Below are 25,880 nucleotides of genomic sequence, written 5' to 3' on the forward strand. Positions count from 1 at the left end.
TTGCGGCCGCTTAGCGCTTTTTCGGTGTAGCTTTAATCGATAGGGTTAGTTTAAAACGGGCCATTGGCTCATCACCATGTAATGACGGGCAGGTTATGTTCACACTGACTGTTTTATTAATACGTTGACCACTTTGCAGCGACTCATCAATCATGGCATCTATTAAAGCGCCGTCTTCGCTGGTGAACCAGACTTCTGATTCCGGTCTTTTTAAAAACTCACCCTGTACATCTTTAAAGGCAAAATTGGCGTTGACCCCCCGCGCTTTTGCTTTACTGAACACCAAAAAAGCACCGGCTAAATCGGCACCAATGGCCAGTGCACCAAAATAAATACTGCCTAAATGGTTTTTGGTGCGCCAGCCGTGCGGGATACTGACAGTCAGGCCGTGTTCGCTGATCTGACGGATTTTAGGGGCGCAAAAACCAATCAATGGTATATAACGCCAGCCGAACCACCAAAGTTCACGGTTTGCCTGTTTTAAGTTGATGGTCATAACGCTATTGATCTCCGGAGTTCAGATTTCCTAATTGCAACTGGTCGGAGCTTATCATTGCGTTCGCTGGTCAGACAAGATCTGCAGACGTTGCTGTTGCCACTGGGCTTCAAAACGTTGTTGCGCTTTTTGTCTGTTATTTACACATTCAACGATCTGCGAGGTTTGTTGCACACCAAAACAGGATCTGGGTTCCTGATAATATTTCAGCCATTCCGTCAATTGCCTGCCCTGATAAGGCGCCCTGACTTCAACAGCCGACGCAAAAAACTGGCGCGCTGACATCACAGCATCTGCACCTCTATTGTCAGTGTATTCATAAGGTTTTCTTTTTACAGGGAAAATACGGTTTTTAGTGCTTGGGGATGGACTGGCGATAGGTTTGACACAATGGTGATAAATCTGTTGTGACAGGCTTTGCTCCGCGGCCTTGAGAGCGTCGGCGTTTTTTAAACTATAACCACGTCGCTGCGTGTCTCTGTTGTCGTCCAGCTCCCGCTGCATTTGCTGGCATTGTTGCTCATTAAACTGCTCAACTGCCGGTATATTGGCGACAAAAAGCAGTATCACCACCAATAAACCTGCCTGTCCTGTAATTAGTACTGCGGTTGATATTTTCATCACAGCTCCTTGTGACTTTTTGGTGAACAATACGTAATAAAAATAGCTGATATAACTGTTTGTCCATACAGTTTTGTACCTGTATTGTTCATTCAACATGGCGGTTATAAATAACAACATGAAGCAAAAAGAAAAATTTTATAGCTCGCGCTAAAAAAATTTTATTTGTCAGAAAAATATCAAATGCCCGTGCTGTTCTATACGATTTCCGCCGTTTTTAACGGCGGCTGCGGATAAAATCACACCGGCTTTTTATGTCAGCCAGCGAGCGCAAAGGAAAGGCATTTTGCTTTCAAATGGCTAAAGCCCGGCTGCTTTGCCAAGAGGTGTTTTGTTGTTGGGTAAAAACTGCTAACAAAACTGCTGTAAAAAGTCCTGTAGTTCATATTCAAGATAGTCGGCTATCGCCAGCCAATCCTGACGCTGCTGGCAAGCTAAACACTGGCCAAGGATCTGTTGCAGTTGTTTCACATTTGCGGGCTCTGCTGTCGGGAATAAACTAATCAACTGACTCACCATCTTTGCCATATCCAGAGCAGCCTGGGTGTTTTTACCAAGACGAAATTGCAGCGCCAGCTGTTTTGCCTGCTGTTGGCAGTCGCTGAGTGTTGGCGTCATTTGCTGTACTCCGGATGATAAAGAGCACCTTCAATTACAGCGCCGGCTTTAGATGTATTGTAAAAAGTGATTGTCGGGTGGCGCTTAATATAACGCTCCAGACCAATCAGATAGGTCATAAAATTGGGCAAAGTGGGAACTTTTTCGCCATAAAAGTTCAGCACCCATTCACTGGCTTGCTGATAAGGAATACCAATTTCGCCATCCTGCCAGCTGGCATGGGTTTTCTGATGACTAAACGCAAAATCAGCACCAAAGAATACCACTTCGCTGGCGCCCATTTGCACAGCAAGATCGGTGGCCGGATGGATGACACTGCCGTGCATAAAAAGCCGCGCTGCATTGAGTTGGTTGCGAAGAGAGGCAAACATTTGTGTCTCATTCATTGCCACATAACGCACACCGGGAAAGTTGGCCAGAATTTCTGCACTGGTAATGGGGAAATACACCAGTTTGCAGCTATCGGGCAATTCAGCCACAGGCAAGTGGCGGGCACTGATCAGATAATCCACTGTCACTACAATATCAGGCACTATCTGATGGGCTAATAAAGCTTTAACTGCGGTGTCGACACAGATTAATAAAGGAGGTACCTGTCGAGCACGACTTTGCTGCAGTAACTGGTAATGTTGTTCCAGGGAAGGCCCGGCGGCAATCACAAAAGCCTGCTGTCCTGCAGTCAGAGTCCTGAATAATTTCTGCACCTGCTGATCTTGCTGCCAATAAGGCTGGTTCTGCTGCAGGCGTGGCCGTAAATGCGCCGTGTTTTCGGCCAGTCGCTGGCTGACATTGTCCACTTCCAGCTCGCTGCAAAGCCGCTGGCGGATTTTCTGATTAAAATCACTGGCCAGCACTAATTCGGATGGCAATACCACATAAGGAGGCTGTAATTCTTTGTCCTCTCCTGCCAGGTCTAACTGCACCCTTGGATCGTTGAGCCAGCTGCGTTGGTCCAGCAACTGTAAAACCAGGCTAAACAGTGATTCATTCAATATTTTCACTTTGAGCACCTGCAGCTCGTGCCTGCTGAGTAACTCATGCTGCAAATCACCCAATCCGGTGCCATAAAGTGTAACCACTGGCTGGTGCAGAACCTGTGCTGCCTGTTGCTGCGCTTCAAGAGCACGGTTATGCCGGCTGGTCAGCTGAATACCATTGACCGATAAAGTTGATTCGGCCCCTTCGGCCAGAGCTAAGGTCAGATCTGTGGCTTTTTGAGCCATAATGTCCAGTTGCGATGCCAGCACTGGCCAACGTTGACGGATCATCGTGATATTCTGCTGATAGCAGTCGTTCATCAGGTTTTCTCTGTTTTTATGCCGGAAGACTCGGGGTGATTTGGGGCCGGCAGCAGTTATTTTTGCTTTGGCTGTAATGCGCAACAACGTCGTTCCACAATGCAGCTGTTGCAGAAAACATAACCGATCTGACTTTGACTAGTTAATGTTGTTTTTTGAATTGAATTTAAGTGATTGTTTAAAAATGGATTTTTCCATTAATTTCAGGTGGGGTAAAAAACACCTTAAAAAATCAAAAAATAAATTTCAGTTTCTGCTGGCTGTTGTCGCTCTAAGTTTATGAGCATCATTTCAGGAGAACTCAAAATGGCTTTATCAATTCAATCAAATGCAGCAGCAACAGTTATCCGTAATCAGTTAAATCGTACCAACGACGGCCTGGCAGTCGCTTTAGAACGTTTAGGTACTGGTTTCCGTATCAATTCAGCAAAAGATGACGCTGCCGGTTTGCAAATTGCAACCCGTCTGGCTGCTCAGGTTGTCGGTCAGGAAACTGCCATGAGCAATGCTGCCAACGCCAATGCGATGTTAAAAACCGCAGAAGGTGCTTTTGATGAAATGACCAATATCGCTTACCGCATGAAAGAGCTGGCAACTCAGGGTGCCAACGGTACCAATGCCACAGGTGAGTACACTGCTCTGGGTAATGAGTTCACTGCATTAAATGACGAATTAACCAACATTATGACCAACACCTCTTTTGGTGCCGGTACTGTGTTACTGAGCGGCGGTAAGCTGGCTGCATCAGTCACTTTCCAGATTGGTGCTTCTGCAGCTGAAACTCTGGCTGTGGATATTTCTGCAGAAATTGGTGATGTGGACACCGCTATCGCTGGTTTTACCGGTCTGGCGGATCAGGCAGATTCATCAACCACTATGGGTGAAATTGATGATTTGATCACTGCGGTGGGCGCGGCCCGTGCGGCACTGGGTGCGTCAATGAACCGTCTGGACCACACCATCAATAACCTGAGCAATATGTCTGAAAACACCAGCACAGCAAAAAGCTTGCTGATGGATGCCGACTTTGCCCGTGAAACATCTAATATGACCAAACAACAACTGCTGATGAACTCTGGTATTTCTGTATTAACTACAGCCAATACCACCACACAAATGGTTGCTCAGCTGTTACGTTAATAAGTCGACCGGGAGCCGGCTTTATTGCCGGCTCCCCATTTTTTACAGGAACTCAGCATGGCATTTTCCAGTATCGATCCAGCGTACCTTGCGCAGCAGTACACGCAAATCGAACGTGCATCTAAAGATGAAGTGTTAAAAGCACAACAGAACAGGTTTTCGACCCTGCTGGCATCTTATAAAAAACTGGAAACTTCACTGGGTTCCATGCGTGATCTGTTGACAGGTTTTACCACCAACAACGAATTATTGAGTAATGCCGCCACCAGCAGTGCTGACACTGTGCTGGGTGTGACTGCCGGCAGTACCGCCGTTGCCGGAAATTATGAAATTTTTGTGCAGCAACTGGCGCAAAATCATCAGCTTTCCCTAACTTTTAACAGCGCCGATTTATTACCTGCTGACGGCCAGTTTGAGCTGACAGTGGCCGGGGACTCTTTTGCCGTTGATTTATCTACTTTGGCAGCTGGTTCTGATATTGCGGATTTAGCAACTGCTATTAACAATGCTGCTGATAATTCGGGTGTGCAGGCCACGGTAATGCGCAGTGGTGCTCTGTCTTATTTAGTGCTGACCACCAAAGAGTCAGGTGCTGCCAATACTATCAGTCTGAATTTTGTGCCCGGCGCCGATAATTCAGGAGCCGATATCAGTGGTGCTGTTGCTTCAGCCACTGAACTCAAAACAGCGCAGGATGCCATTATCAAAGTCGGTGCGCAAAATCCTATTACCGTGACTTCCAGCAGCAATACCCTGACGGATGTGATTGACGGTGTAACTCTTGATTTAAAACAAGCACAGGCACTGGCCGATCAACCTGTGAAAATCAGTATTTCGCAGGATCCAAAAGCGGTTGAAGAAAAACTGAAAAAGTTTGTTGAGAGCTACAACTCTTTGTTGAAGCAGATAAATTCAGACACGTCTTTAAGTACCGACAGTATGGCTCGAAGCATTGCTAATCAGATGCGCCAGTCATTTCAGCAATTATATGAAGGCACGCCGTTAACTGAGATTGGCATGAAGTTCGACCGTAACGGTGTGTTGTTGATAGACAGCAGCAAAATGCAAAAAGCTCTGGCGGCTGACCCTGCTAAAATTGAAAAAATGTTAGTGTCCGACACCGGTTTATTCAGCAACATCCAGGATCGGCTTGAACCTTATACACAGCGTTTTGGTTTGATGAGTGATAAACAACAAACCCTGCAGGCTAGCCTGGATTTAGTAACCACAAAACAAAAGCGGCACGATTATTCAATGGAGCTTGTTTACAAAAGATATCTGGCACAATTTACCCAGATGCAGGTCACCATAGCGCAGCTGGAAAGCTCCATGGCCAACTTTGGATAACAGAGGTTTTTTATGTTGGATTTTGCACAAGGTTATCAGGCTTATCAAAACACTAATGTGAATGCAAAAGCATCAGGTGCCGATATTCACAGTCTGGTGCTGATGTTATTTGATGGTTTTTTAGATGAGTTGGCCCGGGTTGAAGGCCATATTCAGGCCAACCGTTATGATAAAAAAGCCCAGAGTGTAGAAAAACTGCTGAAAATCCTGGGCGGGCTGGACGCTTCACTAGACCTTGAAAAGGGCGGTGAAGTTGCGGTGAATATGCATAATTTATATGAGTTTTGTGGCCAGGAAATATTAAAAGCCAGTTTAAAAAACAGTGTTGATGCATTAGCGCCGGTGAAAACCGTGATGACCGATTTACAGCAGGGCTGGCAAGGGTTGTTAGCGCGCAGCTGACCGGCCATTTTGATCAATGAAATGAAAGCTAAAAGCCGTGGATATTCCCCGGCTTTTTTATTGACCGTTTTATATGGGCCCAATAGCCGGGTCTGAACTTGTCTTTTATGGGAGGAAATGACAGTTGAGGTTCCGCTGTTGCGGAAGTTTCTCTTCCTCCTTTCACCATTAAATCTTAATAAAGTCTTTATATTCAGTGACTTGAGTTTTGGAATGTTTATTGCTTTGTGTTTGGGTTCCAAGGCAACAGGTTGCATCATGTCAATTCATTCCAGCCCAGCGAACAGCCAGCTTAGGCAGTTACAACAGTTGCTGACGCAATTACAGCAAGCGATGGAGGCTGCACAGTGGTTGCAGGTGCAGGCGTTTGATCGGCAAATCAGTGCACTGGTGCAGCAGTTGCGCGAGCAGGGGCCGGATGCACAAACACAAGCCGCAATTGAAACTTTAAAACTGCGCTATCAGCAGCTCATTCAATATGCCAGGCAGCAGCAACTGGAGCTGGAGCAAAAAATGAAAGCATTTAATGACAATAAAGCTGGGGTATTGGCTTACCAGCAAACCACTGAGGGCAGACGTTGATGTTGCCACTGACCAATACCACAAAAAGTCCGGCAACGGGCAGTCTGTTATCTGCTTCGCCTGTGTTACCCGGACAGATTGATGCTACCGCACAAGAGCAGAGCAGCGAAGATCAAACAGCTGCTTTGCTGGATTTAAGCATGTTGCTGGAACAACCTTACCCTGAAGATGCGCAGCAGGAAGCTGTCGCTTCGTTGTTATCACAAGAGGCTGAGATGCCGCTTACAGACCTGACTCAGGCAGCAGAGCCAGAGATGGGAGTCGTGACAAACCAGGCACAACAACTGCTTCAGGCTCAACAAAGCGCAATATTGGCGGCTGGTTATAGCCAAAGTCAGTCGTTGCTGCCACATACTTTTGTTCATCAGACAGCTCTGGCAGCTATGCCACAGTTAACATCATCAGCAGAGTCCGGGCAGGATGGCACTGTAAGTATGCCGTTGCCAACAGCGCTTTATCAAAACAGTGTTGCGATGCCTGCGGTATCAGGCATGAATGGTATGCAGTCCGGGCCAATTTCGCCTTTTAGCACACTGCTTAACCCACAAATAACGTTGCAATCTGGTTCGCCGTTGACTGTTCCGCTTGCCACCCAGCTGGCAGCACAGACTGCCGCAGAAACTATTACTGTGCCGGCAGTGGCGGGCGCTCTGCAAGCACTGGCACCTGCACAAGCTCCTGGCGCTTTAGTACAGAGTTTGAGCAGACCACCACTCACTTCAGAAACTTCAGCAGCTGCCGGTATAGTGGCATCTCAAAGCAACACGGCTGCGGCTTTGCAGTTGTTATCGGCTGAAAGTGGCAAAGTGGCACTTGCTGGCGAAGCGGGAAACATCAGCTCCCGGTCGCTGTTCACCACTTCACAGCCTGCCACTTTTTCTGCGTCGACCTTGCTGACGACTGACAACGCCGCTGCCGCTGTATTGCAGTCTGCTGGCGGTAATGCAGCGCTCAGTTCGCAGCATCAGTGGCAATCAGAGCCTATGCCTGCGGATCCGGCCCGTTTTGGTCAAAGGTTAGTGGCGCTTTTAACTGACAAAGTGGACATACAGCTTGGACTTGGTGTGAACAGAGCCATGATCAGGTTGGATCCGCCAACGCTTGGCAGTATTGATCTGTCGATTCAGTTTGAAGGTGAAAAGTTAACAGTGCAGCTTAATAGCAGCAATGGTCAGCTGAAAGAAGCGATGCAACAAGGCCTGGATCAACTGCGCACCAACCTGCAACTGAAGTTAGGTGCTGACACGCTGATTGAACTTCGGATGGGGCCGGACAACCAGTCCAGGCAACAGCATGAACGTCATGCCCCGCCGGCGGACGAAATCGCAGCTAATATTGCCGGAGCAGAACAAACAGAAAATCAGGATTCAGTTGTTGCTGTAACAACAGGCCTGGTGAATCAATTGGTTTAATGCCAGAAGGCACAGAGGATAAACAGATGCAAAAATTGGTGTGGCTGCTGTTAACGCTGTTAGTGGGTGGTGCTGCAGGTGCTTATTATTGGTTTCAGACCAATTTTAATCAGCAACAAGCGGAAGTTTTAAGTGTGCAGCCGCTGTTCCATCCGATGGAAAAATTTGTGATGAGTGTGGCCAGCGATCCAAATTCCAGATATCTGGTGCTGGAATTGACGCTGGTCAGCCACAAAGCCAGCACCATCGAAGCGTTAAAAGAAGCCACCCCTTTATTGCGTAATGTGCTGGTGGAGCATTTTGCGACCACCAGCCATATGGAAGTGAAGGTTGCGATGCAGCAGGTGGCCAAGGTTCAGGACGAGTTGCTGACGAAGTTTAATAAAGCCCTTGCCGACAACAAGTACGAACATCAACTCGATAAAGTATTGATTACGAATATGTTTATTCAGTAGGGCGCCCCATGTTGGCAGAGCATCAATGGTCAGACGCAGAGCAGCAGTGCAGCGATACTCAGGTCGTCAGCAATGAAAATGAGCTGCTACAGAAGTACAGCATTCTGGTCAAACGGGCTGCAGCACATCTGCGCAGTTTGTCTGGCGCTATGGTCGACTCCGACGATTTGCTGCAGGTTGGTCTATTGGGTTTGTTATCTGCCATCCGCCGTTATGGGCGGGAACCAGATGAGTATTTTGAAGCTTATGCTTTTAAAAGAGTGCGCGGTGCCATGCTGGATGAGTTCAGACGCACCGATTGGCGGGCGAGGCAACAGCGCCAGCAGGCGCATCAGTTCAGGGATGCCAGCCGTGATCTGATGCGTCAGCTTGGCAGAGCTCCCACTCATGAAGAGCTGAGTCAGCACCTGGGTATTGATAACGCCAGGCTGCATGAGCTGATGTATCTGGATCAGGCCGAATCGATGGAAAGTCTGGATGCTTTGTTGGAGCAACAACAGCATGCGGCGCTGGGGGAAACCTCACTGAGCGCGCTGGAAGTGAAGATGTCGCTCAAGCAGGCGATGGCTGATTTGCCGGAGCGAAATAAACTGCTGCTGCATCTTTATTACAGCCATGAGCTGAATATGAAAGAAATTGCGTTGGTGCTGGAGCTGACTGAATCCAGAGTTTGTCAGTTGCACAAGCAGTCCATTGAAATGCTGAATAAAAAACTGTCACAGTGGTAACAGAGTAGGGCTAAGGCAATGCAAAGAATAGTTGGATTAATAGTGGTGCTGGCGGCCGTCATCGGTGGTTTTATGATTGCCGGCGGTAACCCGGCCATGTTGTGGCAACCCGCTGAGTTTGTTGTTATTTTTGGGGCTGCAATCGGCGCTTTAATTATCGGCAACAGCAAATATGTGCTCAAAGATATGCTGCAGCAAATTAAAGCGCAGTTTGTGGCACAACCAGATCAGGCCCAGTTATATAAAGAATTACTGCTGCTGATGTATCAGCTGCTTGAAACCATCCGCAGCAAAGGTTTCCGTGAACTGGAAGATCATGTCGAAAACCCGGAAACCAGCTCTATCTTTATTTCTTATCCTGCGGTGCTGGCGAATCCGGATCTGCTGATGTTTGTCTGTGACAACCTGAGGCTGATCAGTATGACCAAAAGTTCGCCCCACGATTTAGACGCCACGCTGGAGCAGGAAATTATCCATATTGAAGACCAGCACCTGAAGCCAAGTCACTCTTTGCATACCATTGCCGAGGCGATGCCGGGCTTTGGTATTTTGGCGGCGGTCGGCGGCATTATTATTACCATGCAGCATCTGGACGGTCCGCTCACCAGTATCGGTTATCACGTTGCTGCAGCGCTGGTGGGTACCTTTATTGGTATTTTTGGCTGTTATTGTCTGTTCGAACCGCTCAGCACCGCGATGGAATCTTATGTAAAAAAGAAAATTGCCGTACTTGAATGTGTGCGCGCCATGCTGGTGGCGCATATGAAAGGCCATGTGGCAGTGATTGCAACTGATTGTGGCCGTAAATTGATTAATGAAGAGATTAAACCGTCCTTTACCGAGATGGAAAACTGGATCAACAACAAGGCGGCCTGATGAACGAAACCACACCAGTGATAATCCGCCGTTCCGGGCGGCGCGGTCAGGAGGAGAAAAACAGCGGCGCCTGGAAAGTGGCTTTTGCTGACTTTACGCTGGCAATGATGGCTTTTTTTATGGTGTTGTGGATTTTAGAAGTATCAACGGTGAAAGAACGGGTCAAAGTGGCGACTTTTATGCGGACTCAGTCCATTCTGGGCGGCCATACCGACCCATTTGATACTGTGAATAGTCCTTATCCGGTCGACCTTGGCGGCTCACCTTCCCCGGTGGAAAAAGAAGTGTCAGACAACGAGCTGCCGCAAAATTATATTGCTGGTATGTCGGCCCATCTGGAAGTGCCTGAGGGCAAAAGAGAACCTTCCGCTGGTATGGGCGATAAACTCAGCTCATTGATTAGCGGCCAATATGACACGCCTGCAGATCTCAGCACTCTTGCCCAGGCCTTTCGGGAATTTGCCGAAACCAATAAAGCCGACGCTAACCTGATGGTGGAACAAATACCAGCAGGTCTTAGGGTAATTATCCGCGACAGTGAAAACCGCCAGATGTTTATACGTGGTCAGGTGCAGATGACCCCTTATTTTGAAGATTTACTGCTGAAGTTAGGCCCGGTGTTCGGCAAAATTCAAAACAAACTGTTGTTATCAGGTCATACCGATGCCACCAGCTTTAACAGCAGCCAGTACAGTAACTGGGAGCTGTCCGGCGATCGTGCCTTGCAGGCCCGGCAAGTGTTGGCGGCCGGCGGTATGCCACCGGAACGAATAGCCCAGGTTAGTGCCTTTGCGGAAACTATGTTGCTGAATAAAGCGGCGCCCGGCGCCAGCGAAAATCGTCGTATTGAATTGTTGATCCTGACCAAAAAAGCTGAACAACAGCTGCTCGACATGTTCTCCACCGAAAAAGAAAACAACGCACTGGATGAGGCGGCAGAAGCTGCCCGCAAAAATGAGCCTGTGCTCAGAACTAAATCTTAGGAATGTTATGCCGTATTTACGCCAGCAAGGTGGCCGTCAGTTTTATCGTTGGTATTTTTATGACCCGGCACAGTCACTGGAACTCCAGACTAAAGGTATTTCCGTGCGTTTGCTCAGGTCTTCCTGGTTTGGCGGTGACATAGGTTTGGCCGTGGTGAAAGACATGAGTATCGGCGGCTGCGGTTTGCTGGTGCCAACCCTTGATCAGGTGCCCGACAAGTTCTGGGTGATGTATGACAATGATATTAAAGTAAAAGCTTTGGTTCGATATCGCAAAAAGGTCAATGACAAGCTAGAGTTTCTTGGATTGCAGTGGCTTGGTAAAGATTACGCAGTAAGGCTCAAGTTGCTGCGCAGACTGCGCCGTATGGCCTTTATGCAAAAACACGATCACTTCCGTTTGGTTGCCAGTGCGTCCCGATAACCTTTATGCAAAACAGGTATGTTCAATCTGATGAGTGGTTATAAACAGCAACTAATAAAGCTGCTGAAAGGCGAACAGGCGGCGGCTTTACAGCCTTACGCGCTGACAGCACAGCAGCGGCATTTTGAAATCGCCAGTTCGGTGGCCCGTAGCCGGCTGACCGATTATGGCAATGCATTGCAGGCCGAACTGGGCCGGATGCTCAGAGACGTTGAGTTCAGTCTGGATGTCAATCTGTGTAGCAGTGTGGGTCTGGAGCAATGGCTGGCTGAACCTGGCGTGTTATTACTGGATTCAACCTTGCCGCTGGAAAAAGACCTGTTGTGTTATATGTCGATCGATTTTCAGGCAGTACACAATATGGCCGATTTGTGTTTAGGCGGCCGGCTCAGTGAAGAGCAGACTCTGGTTGAAAAAGTCGAACTCAGCAGTTCAGAACTGCGCATCAGCTGTCGTTTATTGCAAAAACAAATGCAGGTGCTGATGCAGTCTTTGTTTAATCAACATTTGCCGCTTTCCGCCTATGTGTATAAGCAGCAGCTGCAGTTTGAACCTTATGCTTATATGCCGTTTAAAGTGCGTTTTATCCTCGACAATACGGTAGTCAGCTGGTTTATCTGGTTGCCGGTAGAGTTGTTTCTGGCCGACAACATCAGCTCCCCTGTGCAGGAAACTGTATTAGTGCCGGGCCCGGTATTCACTGAATGGGAGCAGGTGCCGGTGGCGGCGCAGATTGAAATGGCACGAAAACAAGTCACAGTGCAACAACTGGAAAACTGGTTACAGGGCGAGGTGTTGCCGCTTGAGTTATTCACCCGGATGCCATTTAGGCTTGGCAAACAAACCTTGTTTTATGGTGTGGTGGCCGAAGAGGGCAACCAGTTAATGTTTCAAGTCAGCACTATTGCAGAGAACAAATAATGAGCGAAACACAACACAACAATACCAATCCCCTGGCTGAGCTCGATATGCTGGAAATGGATGATTTATTTGGTGATGGCCAGGGCTCAAAAAGTGCGCCGGCCGGCAGCAGTATCTCCCGTTTTATGGATGTGCCGCTGACAGTGACGCTTGAAGTGTCCAGTGCTGAAGTAACCTTGGGTGAATTGTCCAAAGCCCAGGCCGGAGATGTGCTGGCGCTGGAAAAGACTGTGGGCGAACCACTGGATGTGAAGGTCAACGGTGTGCTTTTTGCCAAAGCTGAAGTAGTAATGGTGAACGGCAAATACGGCCTGAAGTTTGTCAGCGCTACAAAAGAGCCCGCTGAGAATGGCTAAAAACTGGCTGTTGTGGGCAGTACTACTGTTATTGCCTTTTGGGCTTTCGGCCGAGGATCTGACGTTACTGTCGGTCAAAGACAGCGAGTTCGGTCAGGATTACAGCGTCAAGCTGCAAATTGTGTTGTTGATGACAGTACTGAGCCTGTTGCCCGGTATTGTGCTGATGATGACGTCTTTTACCCGCATTATTATTGTGCTGGCTATTTTGCGCCAGGCGCTCGGACTGGCGCAAAGCCCGCCAAACCGTATTTTGATCAGTATTGCGCTGATGTTGAGTTTATTAATTATGCGGCCTGTGTGGCAGGACATTTATCAGAATGCGGTGAAACCCTATCAGGCCGATAGCATGACGCTGGAACAAGCCATTGCCAGAGCTGAAATTCCGGTGCGGCAGTTTATGTTGGCGCAGGTGCGGGAAAACGAACTGCACCAGGTGCTCAAAATTGCCAGAGAACCCACCACTATGGCGGCAGCCGATGTGCCTTTTGATGTGTTATTGCCGGCTTTTGTGCTGAGTGAACTGACCACCGCCTTTCAGATTGGTTTTATGTTGTTTATTCCTTTTTTGATCATCGATTTGGTGGTGGCCAGTGTGCTGATGTCGATGGGGATGATGATGTTGTCGCCTTTGATTATCAGCCTGCCCTTTAAGCTGATGATTTTTGTACTGGCGGACGGCTGGTCAATGGTGGCCGGCACCTTGTCTGCCACCTTTGGAGCTGCACCATGAACACCGGCATGGCGGTCGAGCTGGTGAGCAACGCCATTTTTATGATTATTGAAATCCTGCTGGTGCTGATAGTGCCGGGTTTATTGCTTGGCATAGTCGTGGCGATATTTCAGGCGGCAACCTCTATTCAGGAACAAACTCTGACCTTTTTACCGCGGATGTTATTAACCCTGCTGATGGTGGTATTTGCCGGACATTGGATGATCCAAAAACTGCTGGATTTATTTGCCGGACTCAGCCAGATGATCCCCGGAGCTATTGGGTGAATGCGCTGCTGAATCTGACCAGCGATCAACTCATGGTCTGGTTTGGCACTATCTGGTGGCCTTTTATCCGGCTGGCCGCTTTTTTCTGGATTTTACCTGTGTATGACAACCCGGCCGTTGCACCCAGAGCCAAGGTGATGACGGCGCTGTTTTTAAGTTTTTTATTGTCTTCGTATGTGGAAGTGGTGCCTGTTGACCCTTTTTCAGTGGAAGGGGCCATTGTGACCGGCGAGCAGATCCTGTTTGCACTGATCATGGCGGCGGCGGTGCGGATGTTGTTTGATGTGCTGGCGCTGGTGGGTTTAACCATTTCGATGCAAATGGGCTTGTCGATGGCGATGATGATGGACCCAGGCAGCGGTGATCAGGTGTCTGTACTCAGTCAGCTGTTCTGGGTGATGACGGTGCTGCTGTTTTTTGCCTTTGATGGTCATTTAATTTCGTTGCAGCTGATGGTCGACAGTTTTGCGTTATGGCCTGTGGGCAGCAGTTTGTATCAACTGGATTTACCGGCGCTGATCTCGCTGTTTGGCTGGATGCTGGGGGCCACTTTAACTGTGGCATTGCCGGCCATTATTGCCATGTTGCTGGTGAATTTAACCTTTGGTGTGGCCAGCCGCTCTGCCCCCAGTATGAACTTGTTTGCGCTTGGTTTTCCGATGGCACTGTTGCTGGGTTTTGTCTGTGTTTATCTGACGTTGTATCAGATGGGCGAACACTTTTTTAGTCTGGCCGAATATGTTTTTGCCCTGATGCGTCAGGCTATGGGTTAACAATGGCAGAAAATACCGGTCAGACTAAGTCGGAACAACCCACCGAACAACGCAAGCGAAAATCCAGAAGGGAAGGCCAGGTTGCGCGTTCGAAAGAGCTGAACACGGCGCTGGTGGTGCTGATGGGCAGTGCCGCTATGTTGTGGTTTGCCGACTTGTTTATGGAGCTGTTTCTGAAACTGGCCGAGAGCAGCTGGCAGCTGGACAAAGACTCACTGAAACAAGATGACTTAATGACCGGCGCTTTTAGCGAAGCCATATTACAAATGCTTAGCGCAGGTTTGCCGTTTTTCAGCACCTTGTTTATTGGCAGCTGGATTGGCGGTATTTTCCCGGGCGGGATGAATTTTTCCCGGAAACTGTTGGGACCGAAGTTCAGTAATTTAAATCCAATTGCCGGTTTTGGCCGCATGTTTGGCTCTGAAAGCCTGGTGGAGCTGGCCAAGTCGATTATCAAAGTGGTGCTGCTCGGTGGTTGTTTGTGGGGTCTGTTGAGTCACCTGGCTGAGCGTTTGATGTTTTTGCAACGGATGGATTTTACCATCGCCGTCACACAAGGGCTGGAGCTGGTGTCTTTTAGTCTGATGGTGATGGCAGTGGCGTTAATTCTGGTTGCTGTGATTGATGTGCCTTATCAGCAACACAAAATTAGCAGTCAGCTGAAAATGACCAAGCAGGAAGTGAAAGACGAACGTAAATCCACCGAAGGTAATCCCGAGATTAAAGGCCGGATCCGGCAAATCCAGTATCAGATCGCCAGTCGTCGTATTGATGATAAGGTGCCGACCGCAGATGTGATTATCACCAACCCAACCCATTATGCAGTGGCAATTAAATATTCAGAGAAAAAAGCCAAGGCACCTTATGTGGTGGCAAAAGGGGTTGATCAGATAGCGCAGCGTATCCGCGAAGTGGCAAGCCAGCATCAGCTGGAGATTCTTGAACTGCCGTCTCTGGCCCGCGCCATTTATTTTTCGACCCGGGTCGATCAGGAAGTGCCCCGGGGTTTGTATACCGCAGTGGCCTATGTGCTGACCTATGTGATGCAGTTAAAAGCTTATAAACAAGGCCGTGGTTACAAGCCGGCACCACTGCCCGAACTCTCCATACCGGCCAGCCTGCTAAAACGGGCAAAAGAACGAGGAAATGAATCTTGAACTGGCGTACTTTGTCGCAACCTTACACTGCTATTCCCGTGTTGCTGTTGGCTGTGTTGGCCATGGTGGTCTTGCCGCTGCCGGGTTGGTTACTGGATATCCTGTTCACTTTTAATATTGTGTTGTCCATTGTGGTGCTGCTGGTGGCAGTGTCCGCAAAAAAACCACTGGATTTTTCCGTCTTTCCAACAGTGCTGCTGGTGGCAACGCTGATGCGGCTGACACTGAACGTTGCATCCACCCGGGTGGTATTACTGAACGGCCATGAAGGTACAGATGTGGCTGGCCGGGTGATCCAGGCTTTTGGTGAGGTGGTGATTGGCGGCAACTATGTTGTGGGTATGGTGGTGTTTGTCATCCTGATGGTGGTGAACTTTGTTGTTATCACCAAAGGGGGTGAACGTATTTCTGAAGTATCTGCCCGTTTTACCCTGGATGCGATGCCCGGCAAACAGATGGCCATTGATGCTGATTTAAACTCAGGGCTGATAGCGCCGGAGCAGGCGAAAGAGCGCCGCGCTGTGATTGCCAAAGAAGCAGACTTTTACGGTTCGATGGACGGTGCCTCCAAGTTTGTCCGGGGTGACGCCATTGCCGGTTTGGTGATCCTGATCATTAACCTGCTCGGTGGTGTGGCCATTGGTGTGTTTATGCACAGCCTGAGTTTGGGTGAAGCCTTCCAACGTTATGCGCTCCTGACCATAGGTGATGGTTTGGTCGCACAAATTCCGTCGCTGCTGATGTCGGTTGCCGCCGCTATTATCGTCACCCGGATGAATGATGAAGGCGAGATGTCAGATGAGGTTGGCCGGCAGCTATTAGCCGAACCCAGGGTACTGCTGACTGCCGGTTCAGTGATGACGGTGCTGGGGCTGGTGCCTGGTATGCCAACCGCTGCCTTTTTAGGTTTTGCCGCGCCTTTATTGTTTGCCGCCTGGCGCATGCAGCAAAAACTGGTACGGGAAAACTATACCGAGGTGGAAACCCTGACGGAAAAAATCAGTCAGGCACCGGTGCCACTCGGTTGGGAGGATATTCCTTATACCGACAGGTTGTCGGTTGAACTGGGGTTCCGGCTGGTGTATCTGGCCGATAAAAGCCAGGGCGAAGCGCTGTTACAGACTCTGCGTGGCGTGCGCAAAACCCTGTCGGAAGGGGCTGGTTTTTTATTGCCTGAAGTGCGGGTGCGTGACAGCCTGAAACTGAATCCACAGGAGTACCAAATCAAACTGGCCGGTGTGGCTGTGGGCGGCGGGCGGTTAAAACCGCAAAAGTTGCTGGCGCTCAATACTGGTGACACTTATGGTCAGATGGATGGTGAGGTGGCCAGGGATCCGGCTTATGGTCTGGATGCAGTTTGGGTCGAACCAGAAGAAAAAGCCAAGGCGCTGAATCTGGGTTATTCGGTGGTGGACACCGCCACTGTGATTGCCACTCATGTCGGCAAAGTGGTGAAAGAAAATCTGGCCGAGCTCTTTATGTTTGAAGACATTAAACAGCTGAATAAAAGACTGGCGCAGGTGTCACCAACGCTGGCAGAGAATCTGGATAAAGTCCTGAGCGCCAACCTGCAGTTAAAAGTGTTCAGACTGTTACTGAAAGAGCAGGTAGCATTAACCGATGTGGTGACCATCGCCACAGCGCTGGTCGACAGTGCCGAGATGACCAAAGATCCGATTTTGCTGGTGTCTGATGTACGCTGTGCACTGCAAAGAGCACTGATGCAGCAGGTGCTTGGTTCACATGAAGAACTGGCGGCTTTTAGTCTGGATGAGAAGCTGGAGCAAACTTTACAGAGTGCGCTGAATCAGGCCATGCAGTCGGGTAAAGTTGCGCTGGATAGCTTCCCCGTTGCCCCCAATTTACTGAGTCAGTTCCAGCAGGCCATGCCGCAGGTCAAAGAAAAAATGCAGCGGCTTGGCTATCAGCCGGTGCTGGTGGTATTGCCTCAATTACGGCCATTATTAGCCCGTTATGCCAGAACCTTTACTCAGGGCAGTCTGGTGGTGTTGTCTTATAATGAAATCCCGGAAACGGTACGGGTGAATATTTTGGGCACTTTGGGATGAAGCGACCAAAAACACAAAAACTTTAATTTATTAACCGCATTTCGTCGCTAAAAAATGTTGTTTTGTCGCATTTTACAAAACAAATTGCTGGAGCATTTTAAAAAAATCGTGGTATATTGCCAAGGTACTTTAACGAAAGCTAATGATAAATTTAGTTAATTCGGGTACGGAGTCTGGTTGCTTTAACACCAATCTGTTGTAAACAAGCGTTTTTAACTGATTGAAATTTAGGTTAAAGAATAACCAGATTTTTTTAGTCATTTTTTTTGCGGTTAAGCGTCAGTTCAGATTCATACAATTTGAAGACGTTTTAATCAGGCTTAAAAATTAAAAGGCAAACTGTGCCGAAAGGTCAGGACGCAAAGCCTCCGGTCTAAGGGATCTGCTAGGATCCTATCGATAGCGGGGTTGCATTAGTAAGCAGCATCTTTGAGGTGGACTGTTGGTTTTTGCATAAAATCAACAGCTTGCCTGTCAAAGTAAGTTGATATTCCGGATATAGTACCGGATATTGCTACTTGCTCCTGCGCGTTGCTTTTAATTTGTTATTGGTTTGTTGCCGGCATTTGTTGCCTGTTGCAATTGATAAAGATTTAAAGGACGGCAATATAGTGATTGATCTTCTGATGAGCCTCTGGCTCGCGCCAGCTTTAATCAATGCTGACCAGCAGTATCTGCCTGCTGTTGATCAATCCCACTGGCAAATCAGTGGCGACCAGTTTTTGTGCCGTATGTCGCAATCCCTGGGGGCTATGGCTACCCTGGCTTTTACCAAAGAACCAGGGCGTCCGATTGAGATGCAACTGCAGCTGGATGCCGTGCACCTGGAATTGCAGGATGTGCAGGGGCAGGTTGTCACTGCAGGCTGGCAGCCGGTTCAGACTGCGCCAGCAGTACGTTTTTCGCCTTCTTTTACCTCAGCCAGACTGGCACGTTTTACCGAACAAGTTCCGCTTATCATGCAGCAGTTACAGCAAGGCTACTGGCTGAAACTGAGTTTGGATCTGCCTGATCAAGCCATTGATCTGACAGTGCCCAATCTGAAATTTGAACCTGCTTTGCAGCAGTTCCAGGCTTGTATCGCCGGTTTATTGCCGCTGCGCTGGGAACAGGCGCGGGAATATCAGGTGATTTATCCCTCAGGTGAACGCTTGGCCGATGCCGACAGCATCGCTTACCTGCGTTTGCTCGCCAGTTACATCCAGCAGGATAAAAAAGTCCGCAAAATTCTGATTGATGGTCACAGCGATGACGCACCAACCAGCCTGGCCAACAGAGTACTGTCGGAAGAGCGTGCCGATGAAGTGGCATCCCGACTGATTGAATTTGGTGTCAATAAACAAAAAATAGAAATCCGCGCGCACGGTAACAGATATCCCCAGGCCGTTGGCCATGGTGGGCCTAAACACAACAGACGGGTGATGATCCGCCTGATCCGTACCCCAGCTTAAGGACAGACAGCACATGAACATGAAACATTTATTGTGGATTGAGCCATGCAGGCCGGTTGCGGAAGTGCAGCAATGTATCAAAGCCGAAGGTTACCAGGTGCAACATGCCGCCGATTTAACCGCTTTACTTAATTGTTGCAGCCAGCAACAACCGGAAATTGTGGCTCTGGCAACTGAACTGCCACAAATGCAAATGCCGGACCTGGTGTTGCTGCTGAAAAAACGTTATCCCGCTTGCCAGATTATTGTGCTGGTGGATAAAACCCAACATCAGCAGGCGGCACAGAGTCTGAACAACGGTGCCATAGATTATTTATTAAAACCTTTTAATACCAAACAGTTACAGAATATTTTACGCAATGTCGCTTCGATGAGTCTGGGCTTAAAAGAACTGGTGGCGGTGTCAGCCGGCAGCCGTCAGGTGTTACAACTGGCAAACCGCGCGGCACAAACCGACGCGACAGTGCTGCTGCATGGTGAGTCCGGCACTGGCAAAGAAAAACTGGCGCGTTATATCCACAATGTATCGCCACGCCGCGACAAACCATATGTGGCGGTGAATTGTGCCGCTATTCCGGAAAACATGCTCGAAGCCATGTTATTTGGTTATAACAAAGGCGCTTTTACCGGCGCGGTTAACCAACAGATTGGTAAGTTTGAAAGTGCCAATGGCGGCACTCTGGTGCTGGATGAAATTTCCGAATTGCCGCTGGCACTGCAAGCCAAATTGTTACGGGTGCTGCAGGAGCGCGAGCTGGAACGGCTTGGCAGCAATCAGAAAATTAAGCTGGACCTTCGTGTTATTACGGCCAGCAACAAAGACCTGCGTTTATTGGTGGAACAGGGTTTATTTCGTGAAGACCTGTTCTACCGCCTCGATGTTCTGCCCCTCAGCTGGCCGGCTTTGCGTGAACGCAAAGACGACATTATTCCGCTGGCTGAGTTTTTTATTCAAAAGTATGCCGATGGTAAATACCTGCTCAGCAAGGAGGCAAAGCAATTGCTGCTGCAATACCACTGGCCAGGCAATGTGCGTGAACTGGAAAACGTGGTGCAGCGCGCACTGGTGATGGCCCGGGGTATTGAAGTTCAGGCGATGGATTTAAATCTGCCGGTGCAGCCAAAAGCTGTTGATGCTGCATTAGGAAACAACTTAAAACGCAGCAAAAAGAATGCTGAATTTGATTACATTCTTGGGGTGTTGAGCCAATGCAAAGGCCATCGCGCCAAGGCAGCACAAGCGCTGGGCGTCAGCACCAGAGCACTGAGATATAAACTGGCGGCTATGCGTGAGCATGGTGTTGATATTGATGCAGTGGCCTGAAACAGAAAAGGAAATCCGATGATGACTCCAATTGATACCCAACAAAGTTTACTTGCCCAGTTTGCTGATCTGAAACAGATCGCCAGCAATGAAGTCATAGCGCCTTCCGCCGTGCAGGACAGCAGTTTTTCCAGTGACTTTACCCATGTGATCCGGGGCATTAATGCCGAACAAAATGCTGCTTCTGAGTTAATGGCGGCGGTAGATGCAGGTCGCAGTGATGACTTAGTCGGCGCTATGGTGGCCAGTCAGAAAGCGTCGCTCAGTTTTGAAATGCTGCTGCAGATGCGCAACAAGGTCATGAACGGTATTGATGACATTATGCGTATGTCGTTATAAGGCAGTAAACGATGAAAACAGAACTTGCAAAAGCAGCGCCGCTGCCGGCAGATAACAGGTTGCGTGAGCGTGTCATTAATATGTCTAACAAAATCAATTGGTTGCCTAATGGTGATAAAAGCCTGGCGTCCATTGCTTTGTTAGCAACACTGGTGGCCGCCACTATAGTGGTCATTTTGTGGACCTCCGCCAAAAACTATGTGCCTTTGTATGGCAGCCAGGAGCATTACGACAAAGCCGGTATTGTTGAGATCCTTGATAAAGAGCAGTTTCCATTTCGGATAGACACCGACAGCGGCAATATTATGGTGCCGCAAGACCGGCTGGCTGATGCGCGTATTACGTTGGCCGCGCGCGGCATTAAAGCGGCGATGCCGGAAGGTTTGTCGGCAATGAACGGCAAAGTCACTATGGGCACCAGCCAGTTTATGGAGTCGATGCAATATCAGCACGCGCTGGAAGGTGAGTTAGCCCGCACCATTATTACGATGGATGGGGTGCGTAACGCCAGAGTGCATCTTGCCATTCCAAAACGGAATTTGTTTGTCGGACGGGAAGAAGAAAAATCTGCTGCTTCAGTGATGGTGGACCTGGCCCCTGGTTATACCCTGAAACCTGAACAGGTGGAGGCTATTGTCAGCCTGGTGGCCGGCAGTATTCCCGGCCTGGATAGCCGGCAGATTTCGGTGGTGGATCAACGCGGCAAACTGGTCAGTGGTGATTTGTTTGACACCACGCCGGTGGGCAAAGAAACCGACAAAAAACTCGCTTTTATCGAAAAAGTGGAACGCAATATTGAAGAAAGAGCGTCCATTATGCTGCTGCCCATTGTCGGTGAGGGCAATTACCGTATTCAGGTGTCAGCCGATGTTGATTTTAACGTGGTGGAAGAAACCCGCGAATCGCTGGATAAAGACACTGTACTGACCTCCGAAATGCAAAAAACCGACGCGATGCAGGACCAGCTGGCGATGGGGATACCCGGTTCTCTGGCGAATCAGCCACCTGTGCCTAACCCGCAGGACCCAAATGCCCAGCAGGCCGACGCCAATGAGCGCACCTCACAGCGTAACGAAATGAATAAAAAGTATGACACCGGCAAAGCCGTAACTCATACCCGTTATGAAATTGGCCGCATCCGCAGTCAGAGTGTGTCTGTGTTGGTCAATGACACGGCTGTCGCTGGCGCGGAAGCAAAAAGCTGGACACCTGAGCAATTGGCGCAGCTGGGCGAAATGGTCAAAACAGCCACAGGTTTTAATGCCGAGCGCGGTGACCAGTTCCATATCAGCAGTTTTGGTTTTGTGAAATATGACCCTGCAGCTGAGCTGGAAGCTGTGCCCTGGTGGCAACTTCCTGAAGTCAAAGAGTATTCCCGTTATGCGGTCGGAGCCTTGCTGGGGTTGGCACTGATTATTTTTGGTGTTCGTCCTTTGGTAAATCATTTAGTCAGCCGGAAAAACCGTGAATTGGTACCGGCACAGGCTTTTGGCCCGGCCATGGCCGGCGCCTCAATGCATGACAATGTAGCAGCGGCAGAGCCTGCGGTGCTGGAAAATCAGGCGGTAGCAACATCAGGCCAGAGTGCCTCTCAGCATCAGGCTGCACACGCCCATCCGATAGATCTGCCACAGGTGGGTTCTGAATTTGCTGAACAAATCAGCCATTTACATTTACTTGCCAATCGTGAGTCTGACCGGGTGACAGCAGTTATTAAGTATTGGATAGAACGAGGAGTGGCCATTGAATCCGTCAAGAGCTGAACCAGCCAAGCAGATTTCTGACCTCGACAGGGCTGCCATCCTGCTACTGAGCATGGGCGAAGAAAATGCTGCCGGCATTATTAAAAAACTTAGTCGTAATGAAGTGCGTGCTTTGTCTGAGCGTATGGCAAAAATTTCGCATTTTACCCAGGATCATGTGGCGCAGATCCTGACTGATTTTTTTGACTGTTACCGTAACGAAAGTGGTGTCAGCGGTGCTTCCAGAGTGTATCTGGAACGCGCCCTGGATAAAGCTGTGGGACGTAAACTGGCGCGTGGCATGCTGGATGATATTTATGGCGGCGCTTTAGCCGACGATATCCGTCGGCTGGAATGGGTACCGGCGGACTTGCTGGTGCGTTTTATGGAGCAGGAACATATCCAGATGCAGGCGCTGATCCTGGCCTTTTTACCAGCGGAACAAGCCAGTGCTGTGTTGAGTTTGTACCCGGCCGAAAAACACAACGACATCCTGTACCGTATCGCCAATATGCGGGAAGTCAGCGAACATGTGATTGAAGACTTACGCTACACCCTGGAACGTTGTATCGAATATGTGGGCGAACAGGTTGGGGCTAGAGTCAATGGTGTGCAGAAAGTTGCCGACATAATGAACCGTTACAGCGGGAACAAAACCGAAGTGATGGCGCTGTTGAAACAACATGATCAGGCCATGGCGGAGGCTATTGAAGACAAGATGTATGACTTCTTTAGTATCAGCCGGCAGAGCGAAGATGTGATCAATACCCTGCTGACAGATATTCCGGATGAATTATGGGTGACTGCGCTTAAAGGGGCCGACCAGGCACTCACAGACAGTATTTTGTCGGTATTACCCAAACGGCTGGCAGCTGTGTACCGGCAGCAGATTGAAACCATGAAACCGCAGCCACTACGCAAAGTGGAAGCGGCCAGAGCGGAAATTATGGCCATCGTCAAACAACGTATTGCCGGCGGCTGGACTGAATACCGGTTGTATCCTGAAGAAACGGTGGGTTAATTATGCAAAGCACAGCGCAGGATCTTGAATTCCGTTTTCCGTCGTTACAACGTCATGACGGTGTGGTGGAGTTTAAACACCCGAACGAACATTATTATCAGCAAGGTTATATCGCAGGCATAGCGGCAGCGCAGCAACAAGCCTACGAGCGCGGCATGCAGCAGGGGCAGCAGAACGCCGAAGCCAAACTCAGTGCTGAGTTAAAGCAGGCCAAAGCTGAAGCTGCCGCCAGACAACAAGCAGCATTAGATTTATTAAACCAGCAATTTCAGCAGCAATTACGGCTCAATGATGCCCAGCTGGCGCAGGAGATTCTGTTGCTGGTGCAAAGTCTGGCATCTTTGGTGATAGAAGCTGAACTCAAATTACAGCCAGCCTTATTACATCAGGCCATCGACACTTTGTTACCTGAGCTTGGCAAAACTGATGTTATTGACTCTATTCAGATATCCCCAGAGGACGCGCCGTTATTTGACGGTATTAATCAAATTCAGAATATCCCTTTGTTGCAGGAACCTCAGCTGGCGTCGGGCGAAGTGTTTTTTAACGGCCGGGCGCAGTTGCATCAGCTGGATTATCAGCAAAGGTTACAGCAGGCGCTGCAACCGGTTCGGGACAGCCTGATGCATGAAACACTCTGACCCATTCAGCCAGCGCCTGGCACAGGCCAGGACCCAGCTCAGCCCGCCTGATGCAGTGCAGAGTTTTGGCCGGCTGCTCAGGCTCAACGGCATGATGTTAAGTGCTTCAGGTGGCGACTTTGTGATGGGACAAAGGTATCAGGTCGAAAGTCAGCACGGCCATTGGTACGACGTTGAGGTGGTGGGTTTTGAGCCCGATCATGCTTTTTTAATGCCACTCAGTACAGTCGAAGGATTGCAGGCCGGTGCCAGGGTGAGGGCTGCCCCTCAGGCCAATCAGCTTTTGGTATCAACTGCTTTACTGGGCCGGGTGGTGGACGGTCTGATGCAGCCGCTGGATGGCTTGCCGCCGCTGCGCCATGGAGACACCATCAGCGCCAGTCTGGCGGCGGTCAATCCACTGCAAAAAAAAGGCGTGTTGCAGCCGCTTGATGTTGGTATCCGCGCCATTAATGCATTATTTAGCGTGGGCCAGGGGCAAAGGCTTGGCCTTTTTGCTGGCTCTGGTGTGGGTAAAAGTAAGTTGCTGGGCATGATGACGCGATACACCCAGGCCGATATTGTGATTGTCGGTTTAATTGGGGAGCGTGGCTGGGAAGTTAAAGATTTTATTGAACATAGCTTAGGGCCACAGGGCTTAAAAAAAGCCATAGTGGTGGCGGCGCCGGCGGACCAATCGCCATTATTAAGGTTGCGGGCGGCCGAACTCAGTCACCGGCTGGCGGCTTATTTTCGCGATTTGGGTTTTCATGTGCTGCTGCTGGTGGATTCGCTGACCCGCTATGCCCAGGCGCAACGCGAAATTGGCTTGTCAGTGGGCGAACCTCCTGCCACTAAAGGTTATCCGCCTTCTGTATTTAGTAAGCTAACACAACTTGTTGAAAAAGCAGGAAACAGTGCGGATAGTGCTGGCAGTATGACGGCCATTTATACAGTGCTGGCGGAAGGGGACGATCAACAGGACCCGATAGCGGACGCCTGCCGTGCCATTCTGGACGGTCATATAGTGTTAACCCGGGAGCTGGCCGAGCAGGGCCATTATCCGGCTATTGATATAGGTGCTTCTATCAGCAGGGTAATGCCACAAATAGTGCCGGAAACCCAGCTCAAACATGCCTATTTATTAAAACGGTTATATGCCCGTTATCAGCAGGTGCGTGAACTGATCCCGCTTGGTGCTTATCAGCGGGGCAAAGATCCGGAGCTCGATGTGGCTGTTGATATGTACCCTGCACTGGAAAAGTTTTTATGCCAGGGGCTTTCTGAAGCCCATAATTTTCAGCAATCGCAAACTGAGCTGGCGCAGCTGCTAAGGCCAAAACATGCTTAAAACCTATGCCCAGATGCAAAAAGACAAACTCAGAGCCATGAATGAAAGGGTTCGGGATCTGTCGCGGCTGCAGCAGCAGGAGCTTGAACGCCTGACGTTATTGCAGCAGCACAGTGACTCTATTCATCCGCCGCAAAATGTCAGTTCAGTGTTGTTTTATCAAAATGCGGTGGCGATGAAAGCGTCGGTAGAGCAGGTGATTGAAGTTCAAACCCAAAGGGTTATCAACACAGCAAATGATCTGCACCTGCAGCAGGACGCCGCCGCCAAACAGAGGGCTTATTATCTGGCGCTCAACACTTTGCTGGAAAAGCGTAAACCGGTGAAAAGCCGCGAAGATTAAACCCTGTTACACCCGCTGTAGTGGTGCTGGTT

Annotated in this window: 29 protein-coding genes and 1 riboswitch; of the genes, 25 read left to right on the forward strand and 4 right to left on the reverse strand. The window is 49.3% G+C overall.

Annotated features, from left to right (window positions below; genetic code table 11):
- Nucleotides 1-10: 10 nt before the first annotated feature.
- From N3Z11_RS09575 to N3Z11_RS09590, 4 genes are all read right to left on the reverse strand, one after another.
- The gene (locus tag N3Z11_RS09575; RefSeq protein ID WP_260656952.1) at nt 11-496 is read right to left on the reverse strand and encodes a DUF4442 domain-containing protein; all 486 of its coding nucleotides are present in this window, start codon (nt 494-496) and stop codon (nt 11-13) included.
- Between the two features lie 54 nt (nt 497-550).
- Complete coding sequence (locus N3Z11_RS09580; protein ID WP_260656953.1) at nt 551-1,117, reverse strand: hypothetical protein; 567 nt, start codon at nt 1,115-1,117, stop codon at nt 551-553.
- A gap of 351 nt (nt 1,118-1,468) precedes the next feature.
- Nucleotides 1,469-1,735 (reverse strand): hypothetical protein, encoded by a 267-nt coding sequence (locus tag N3Z11_RS09585; RefSeq protein WP_260656954.1) that lies wholly within the window; start codon nt 1,733-1,735, stop codon nt 1,469-1,471.
- Complete coding sequence (locus N3Z11_RS09590) at nt 1,732-3,033, reverse strand: motility associated factor glycosyltransferase family protein (protein ID WP_260656955.1); 1,302 nt, start codon at nt 3,031-3,033, stop codon at nt 1,732-1,734. The genes N3Z11_RS09585 and N3Z11_RS09590 overlap by 4 nt, the downstream gene beginning before the upstream one ends.
- A 306-nt stretch (nt 3,034-3,339) precedes the next feature.
- On the opposite strand from N3Z11_RS09590, the gene N3Z11_RS09595 reads away from it, so the two are divergent.
- The 25 genes from N3Z11_RS09595 to N3Z11_RS09715 all read left to right on the forward strand — a co-directional run bounded on the left by N3Z11_RS09595 (nt 3,340) and on the right by N3Z11_RS09715 (nt 25,848).
- Nucleotides 3,340-4,173, forward strand: a complete 834-nt coding sequence (locus tag N3Z11_RS09595) for a flagellin (protein WP_260656956.1) — start codon at nt 3,340-3,342, stop codon at nt 4,171-4,173.
- 57 nt (nt 4,174-4,230) lie between these two features.
- Nucleotides 4,231-5,520 (forward strand): flagellar filament capping protein FliD, encoded by a 1,290-nt coding sequence (gene fliD, locus N3Z11_RS09600; RefSeq protein WP_260656957.1) that lies wholly within the window; start codon nt 4,231-4,233, stop codon nt 5,518-5,520.
- 12 nt (nt 5,521-5,532) lie between these two features.
- On the forward strand, nt 5,533-5,922 hold the full coding sequence (gene fliS, locus N3Z11_RS09605; RefSeq protein ID WP_260656958.1) for a flagellar export chaperone FliS: 390 nt from the start codon (nt 5,533-5,535) through the stop codon (nt 5,920-5,922).
- Between the two features lie 258 nt (nt 5,923-6,180).
- Nucleotides 6,181-6,504, forward strand: a complete 324-nt coding sequence (locus tag N3Z11_RS09610) for a hypothetical protein (RefSeq protein ID WP_260656959.1) — start codon at nt 6,181-6,183, stop codon at nt 6,502-6,504.
- Nucleotides 6,504-7,916, forward strand: a complete 1,413-nt coding sequence (locus tag N3Z11_RS09615; RefSeq protein WP_260656960.1) for a flagellar hook-length control protein FliK — start codon at nt 6,504-6,506, stop codon at nt 7,914-7,916. The genes N3Z11_RS09610 and N3Z11_RS09615 overlap by 1 nt, the downstream gene beginning before the upstream one ends.
- A 26-nt stretch (nt 7,917-7,942) precedes the next feature.
- The gene (fliL, locus tag N3Z11_RS09620) at nt 7,943-8,371 is read left to right on the forward strand and encodes a flagellar basal body-associated protein FliL (RefSeq protein ID WP_260656961.1); all 429 of its coding nucleotides are present in this window, start codon (nt 7,943-7,945) and stop codon (nt 8,369-8,371) included.
- 8 nt (nt 8,372-8,379) lie between these two features.
- Entirely contained in the window at nt 8,380-9,099 is a 720-nt protein-coding gene (locus N3Z11_RS09625) for a FliA/WhiG family RNA polymerase sigma factor (protein WP_260656962.1), read from the forward strand.
- An 18-nt stretch (nt 9,100-9,117) separates the two neighbouring features.
- Complete coding sequence (motA, locus tag N3Z11_RS09630; protein ID WP_260656963.1) at nt 9,118-9,975, forward strand: flagellar motor stator protein MotA; 858 nt, start codon at nt 9,118-9,120, stop codon at nt 9,973-9,975.
- Nucleotides 9,975-10,958, forward strand: a complete 984-nt coding sequence (locus tag N3Z11_RS09635; protein WP_260656964.1) for a flagellar motor protein MotB — start codon at nt 9,975-9,977, stop codon at nt 10,956-10,958. The genes motA and N3Z11_RS09635 overlap by 1 nt, the downstream gene beginning before the upstream one ends.
- A 7-nt stretch (nt 10,959-10,965) precedes the next feature.
- Nucleotides 10,966-11,382 (forward strand): PilZ domain-containing protein, encoded by a 417-nt coding sequence (locus tag N3Z11_RS09640; protein ID WP_260656965.1) that lies wholly within the window; start codon nt 10,966-10,968, stop codon nt 11,380-11,382.
- A gap of 30 nt (nt 11,383-11,412) precedes the next feature.
- On the forward strand, nt 11,413-12,303 hold the full coding sequence (locus N3Z11_RS09645) for a FliM/FliN family flagellar motor switch protein (RefSeq protein ID WP_260656966.1): 891 nt from the start codon (nt 11,413-11,415) through the stop codon (nt 12,301-12,303).
- Complete coding sequence (locus N3Z11_RS09650) at nt 12,303-12,659, forward strand: FliM/FliN family flagellar motor switch protein (RefSeq protein ID WP_260656967.1); 357 nt, start codon at nt 12,303-12,305, stop codon at nt 12,657-12,659. The genes N3Z11_RS09645 and N3Z11_RS09650 overlap by 1 nt, the downstream gene beginning before the upstream one ends.
- Nucleotides 12,652-13,392: a flagellar type III secretion system pore protein FliP gene (fliP, locus tag N3Z11_RS09655; protein WP_260656968.1), complete on the forward strand. Its 741-nt coding sequence runs from the start codon at nt 12,652-12,654 to the stop codon at nt 13,390-13,392. Before N3Z11_RS09650 ends, fliP begins: the two co-directional genes overlap by 8 nt.
- Nucleotides 13,389-13,658 carry a flagellar biosynthetic protein FliQ gene (locus N3Z11_RS09660; RefSeq protein ID WP_260656969.1) on the forward strand — a complete coding sequence of 90 codons (270 nt, stop codon included), beginning with the start codon at nt 13,389-13,391 and terminating at the stop codon, nt 13,656-13,658. Before fliP ends, N3Z11_RS09660 begins: the two co-directional genes overlap by 4 nt.
- Entirely contained in the window at nt 13,655-14,431 is a 777-nt protein-coding gene (fliR, locus tag N3Z11_RS09665) for a flagellar biosynthetic protein FliR (protein WP_260656970.1), read from the forward strand. Before N3Z11_RS09660 ends, fliR begins: the two co-directional genes overlap by 4 nt.
- Before the next feature lie 2 nt (nt 14,432-14,433).
- On the forward strand, nt 14,434-15,588 hold the full coding sequence (gene flhB / locus N3Z11_RS09670; protein ID WP_260656971.1) for a flagellar biosynthesis protein FlhB: 1,155 nt from the start codon (nt 14,434-14,436) through the stop codon (nt 15,586-15,588).
- Nucleotides 15,585-17,657, forward strand: a complete 2,073-nt coding sequence (gene flhA / locus N3Z11_RS09675; RefSeq protein WP_260656972.1) for a flagellar biosynthesis protein FlhA — start codon at nt 15,585-15,587, stop codon at nt 17,655-17,657. The genes flhB and flhA overlap by 4 nt, the downstream gene beginning before the upstream one ends.
- A 323-nt stretch (nt 17,658-17,980) precedes the next feature.
- Nucleotides 17,981-18,073, forward strand: a riboswitch (cyclic di-GMP riboswitch).
- Between the two features lie 102 nt (nt 18,074-18,175).
- Nucleotides 18,176-19,108: an OmpA family protein gene (locus tag N3Z11_RS09680; RefSeq protein WP_260656973.1), complete on the forward strand. Its 933-nt coding sequence runs from the start codon at nt 18,176-18,178 to the stop codon at nt 19,106-19,108.
- Nucleotides 19,109-19,121: 13 nt separating this feature from the next.
- Entirely contained in the window at nt 19,122-20,432 is a 1,311-nt protein-coding gene (locus N3Z11_RS09685) for a sigma-54 dependent transcriptional regulator (RefSeq protein ID WP_313771350.1), read from the forward strand.
- Between the two features lie 18 nt (nt 20,433-20,450).
- Nucleotides 20,451-20,771 (forward strand): flagellar hook-basal body complex protein FliE, encoded by a 321-nt coding sequence (locus tag N3Z11_RS09690; RefSeq protein WP_260656974.1) that lies wholly within the window; start codon nt 20,451-20,453, stop codon nt 20,769-20,771.
- An 11-nt stretch (nt 20,772-20,782) separates the two neighbouring features.
- The gene (gene fliF, locus N3Z11_RS09695; RefSeq protein WP_260656975.1) at nt 20,783-22,534 is read left to right on the forward strand and encodes a flagellar basal-body MS-ring/collar protein FliF; all 1,752 of its coding nucleotides are present in this window, start codon (nt 20,783-20,785) and stop codon (nt 22,532-22,534) included.
- Nucleotides 22,515-23,534 carry a FliG C-terminal domain-containing protein gene (locus N3Z11_RS09700; RefSeq protein WP_260656976.1) on the forward strand — a complete coding sequence of 340 codons (1,020 nt, stop codon included), beginning with the start codon at nt 22,515-22,517 and terminating at the stop codon, nt 23,532-23,534. The genes fliF and N3Z11_RS09700 overlap by 20 nt, the downstream gene beginning before the upstream one ends.
- 2 nt (nt 23,535-23,536) lie before the next feature.
- Complete coding sequence (locus tag N3Z11_RS09705) at nt 23,537-24,175, forward strand: flagellar assembly protein FliH (RefSeq protein ID WP_260656977.1); 639 nt, start codon at nt 23,537-23,539, stop codon at nt 24,173-24,175.
- Nucleotides 24,162-25,505, forward strand: a complete 1,344-nt coding sequence (locus tag N3Z11_RS09710; RefSeq protein ID WP_260656978.1) for a FliI/YscN family ATPase — start codon at nt 24,162-24,164, stop codon at nt 25,503-25,505. Before N3Z11_RS09705 ends, N3Z11_RS09710 begins: the two co-directional genes overlap by 14 nt.
- Nucleotides 25,498-25,848, forward strand: coding sequence for a hypothetical protein (locus N3Z11_RS09715; RefSeq protein ID WP_260656979.1), 351 nt, complete (start codon nt 25,498-25,500; stop codon nt 25,846-25,848). The genes N3Z11_RS09710 and N3Z11_RS09715 overlap by 8 nt, the downstream gene beginning before the upstream one ends.
- The last annotated feature ends 32 nt before the right edge of the window (nt 25,849-25,880 follow it).

This window comes from Rheinheimera sp. 4Y26, from assembly GCF_025245835.1.
Taxonomy (GTDB): domain Bacteria; phylum Pseudomonadota; class Gammaproteobacteria; order Enterobacterales; family Alteromonadaceae; genus Pararheinheimera.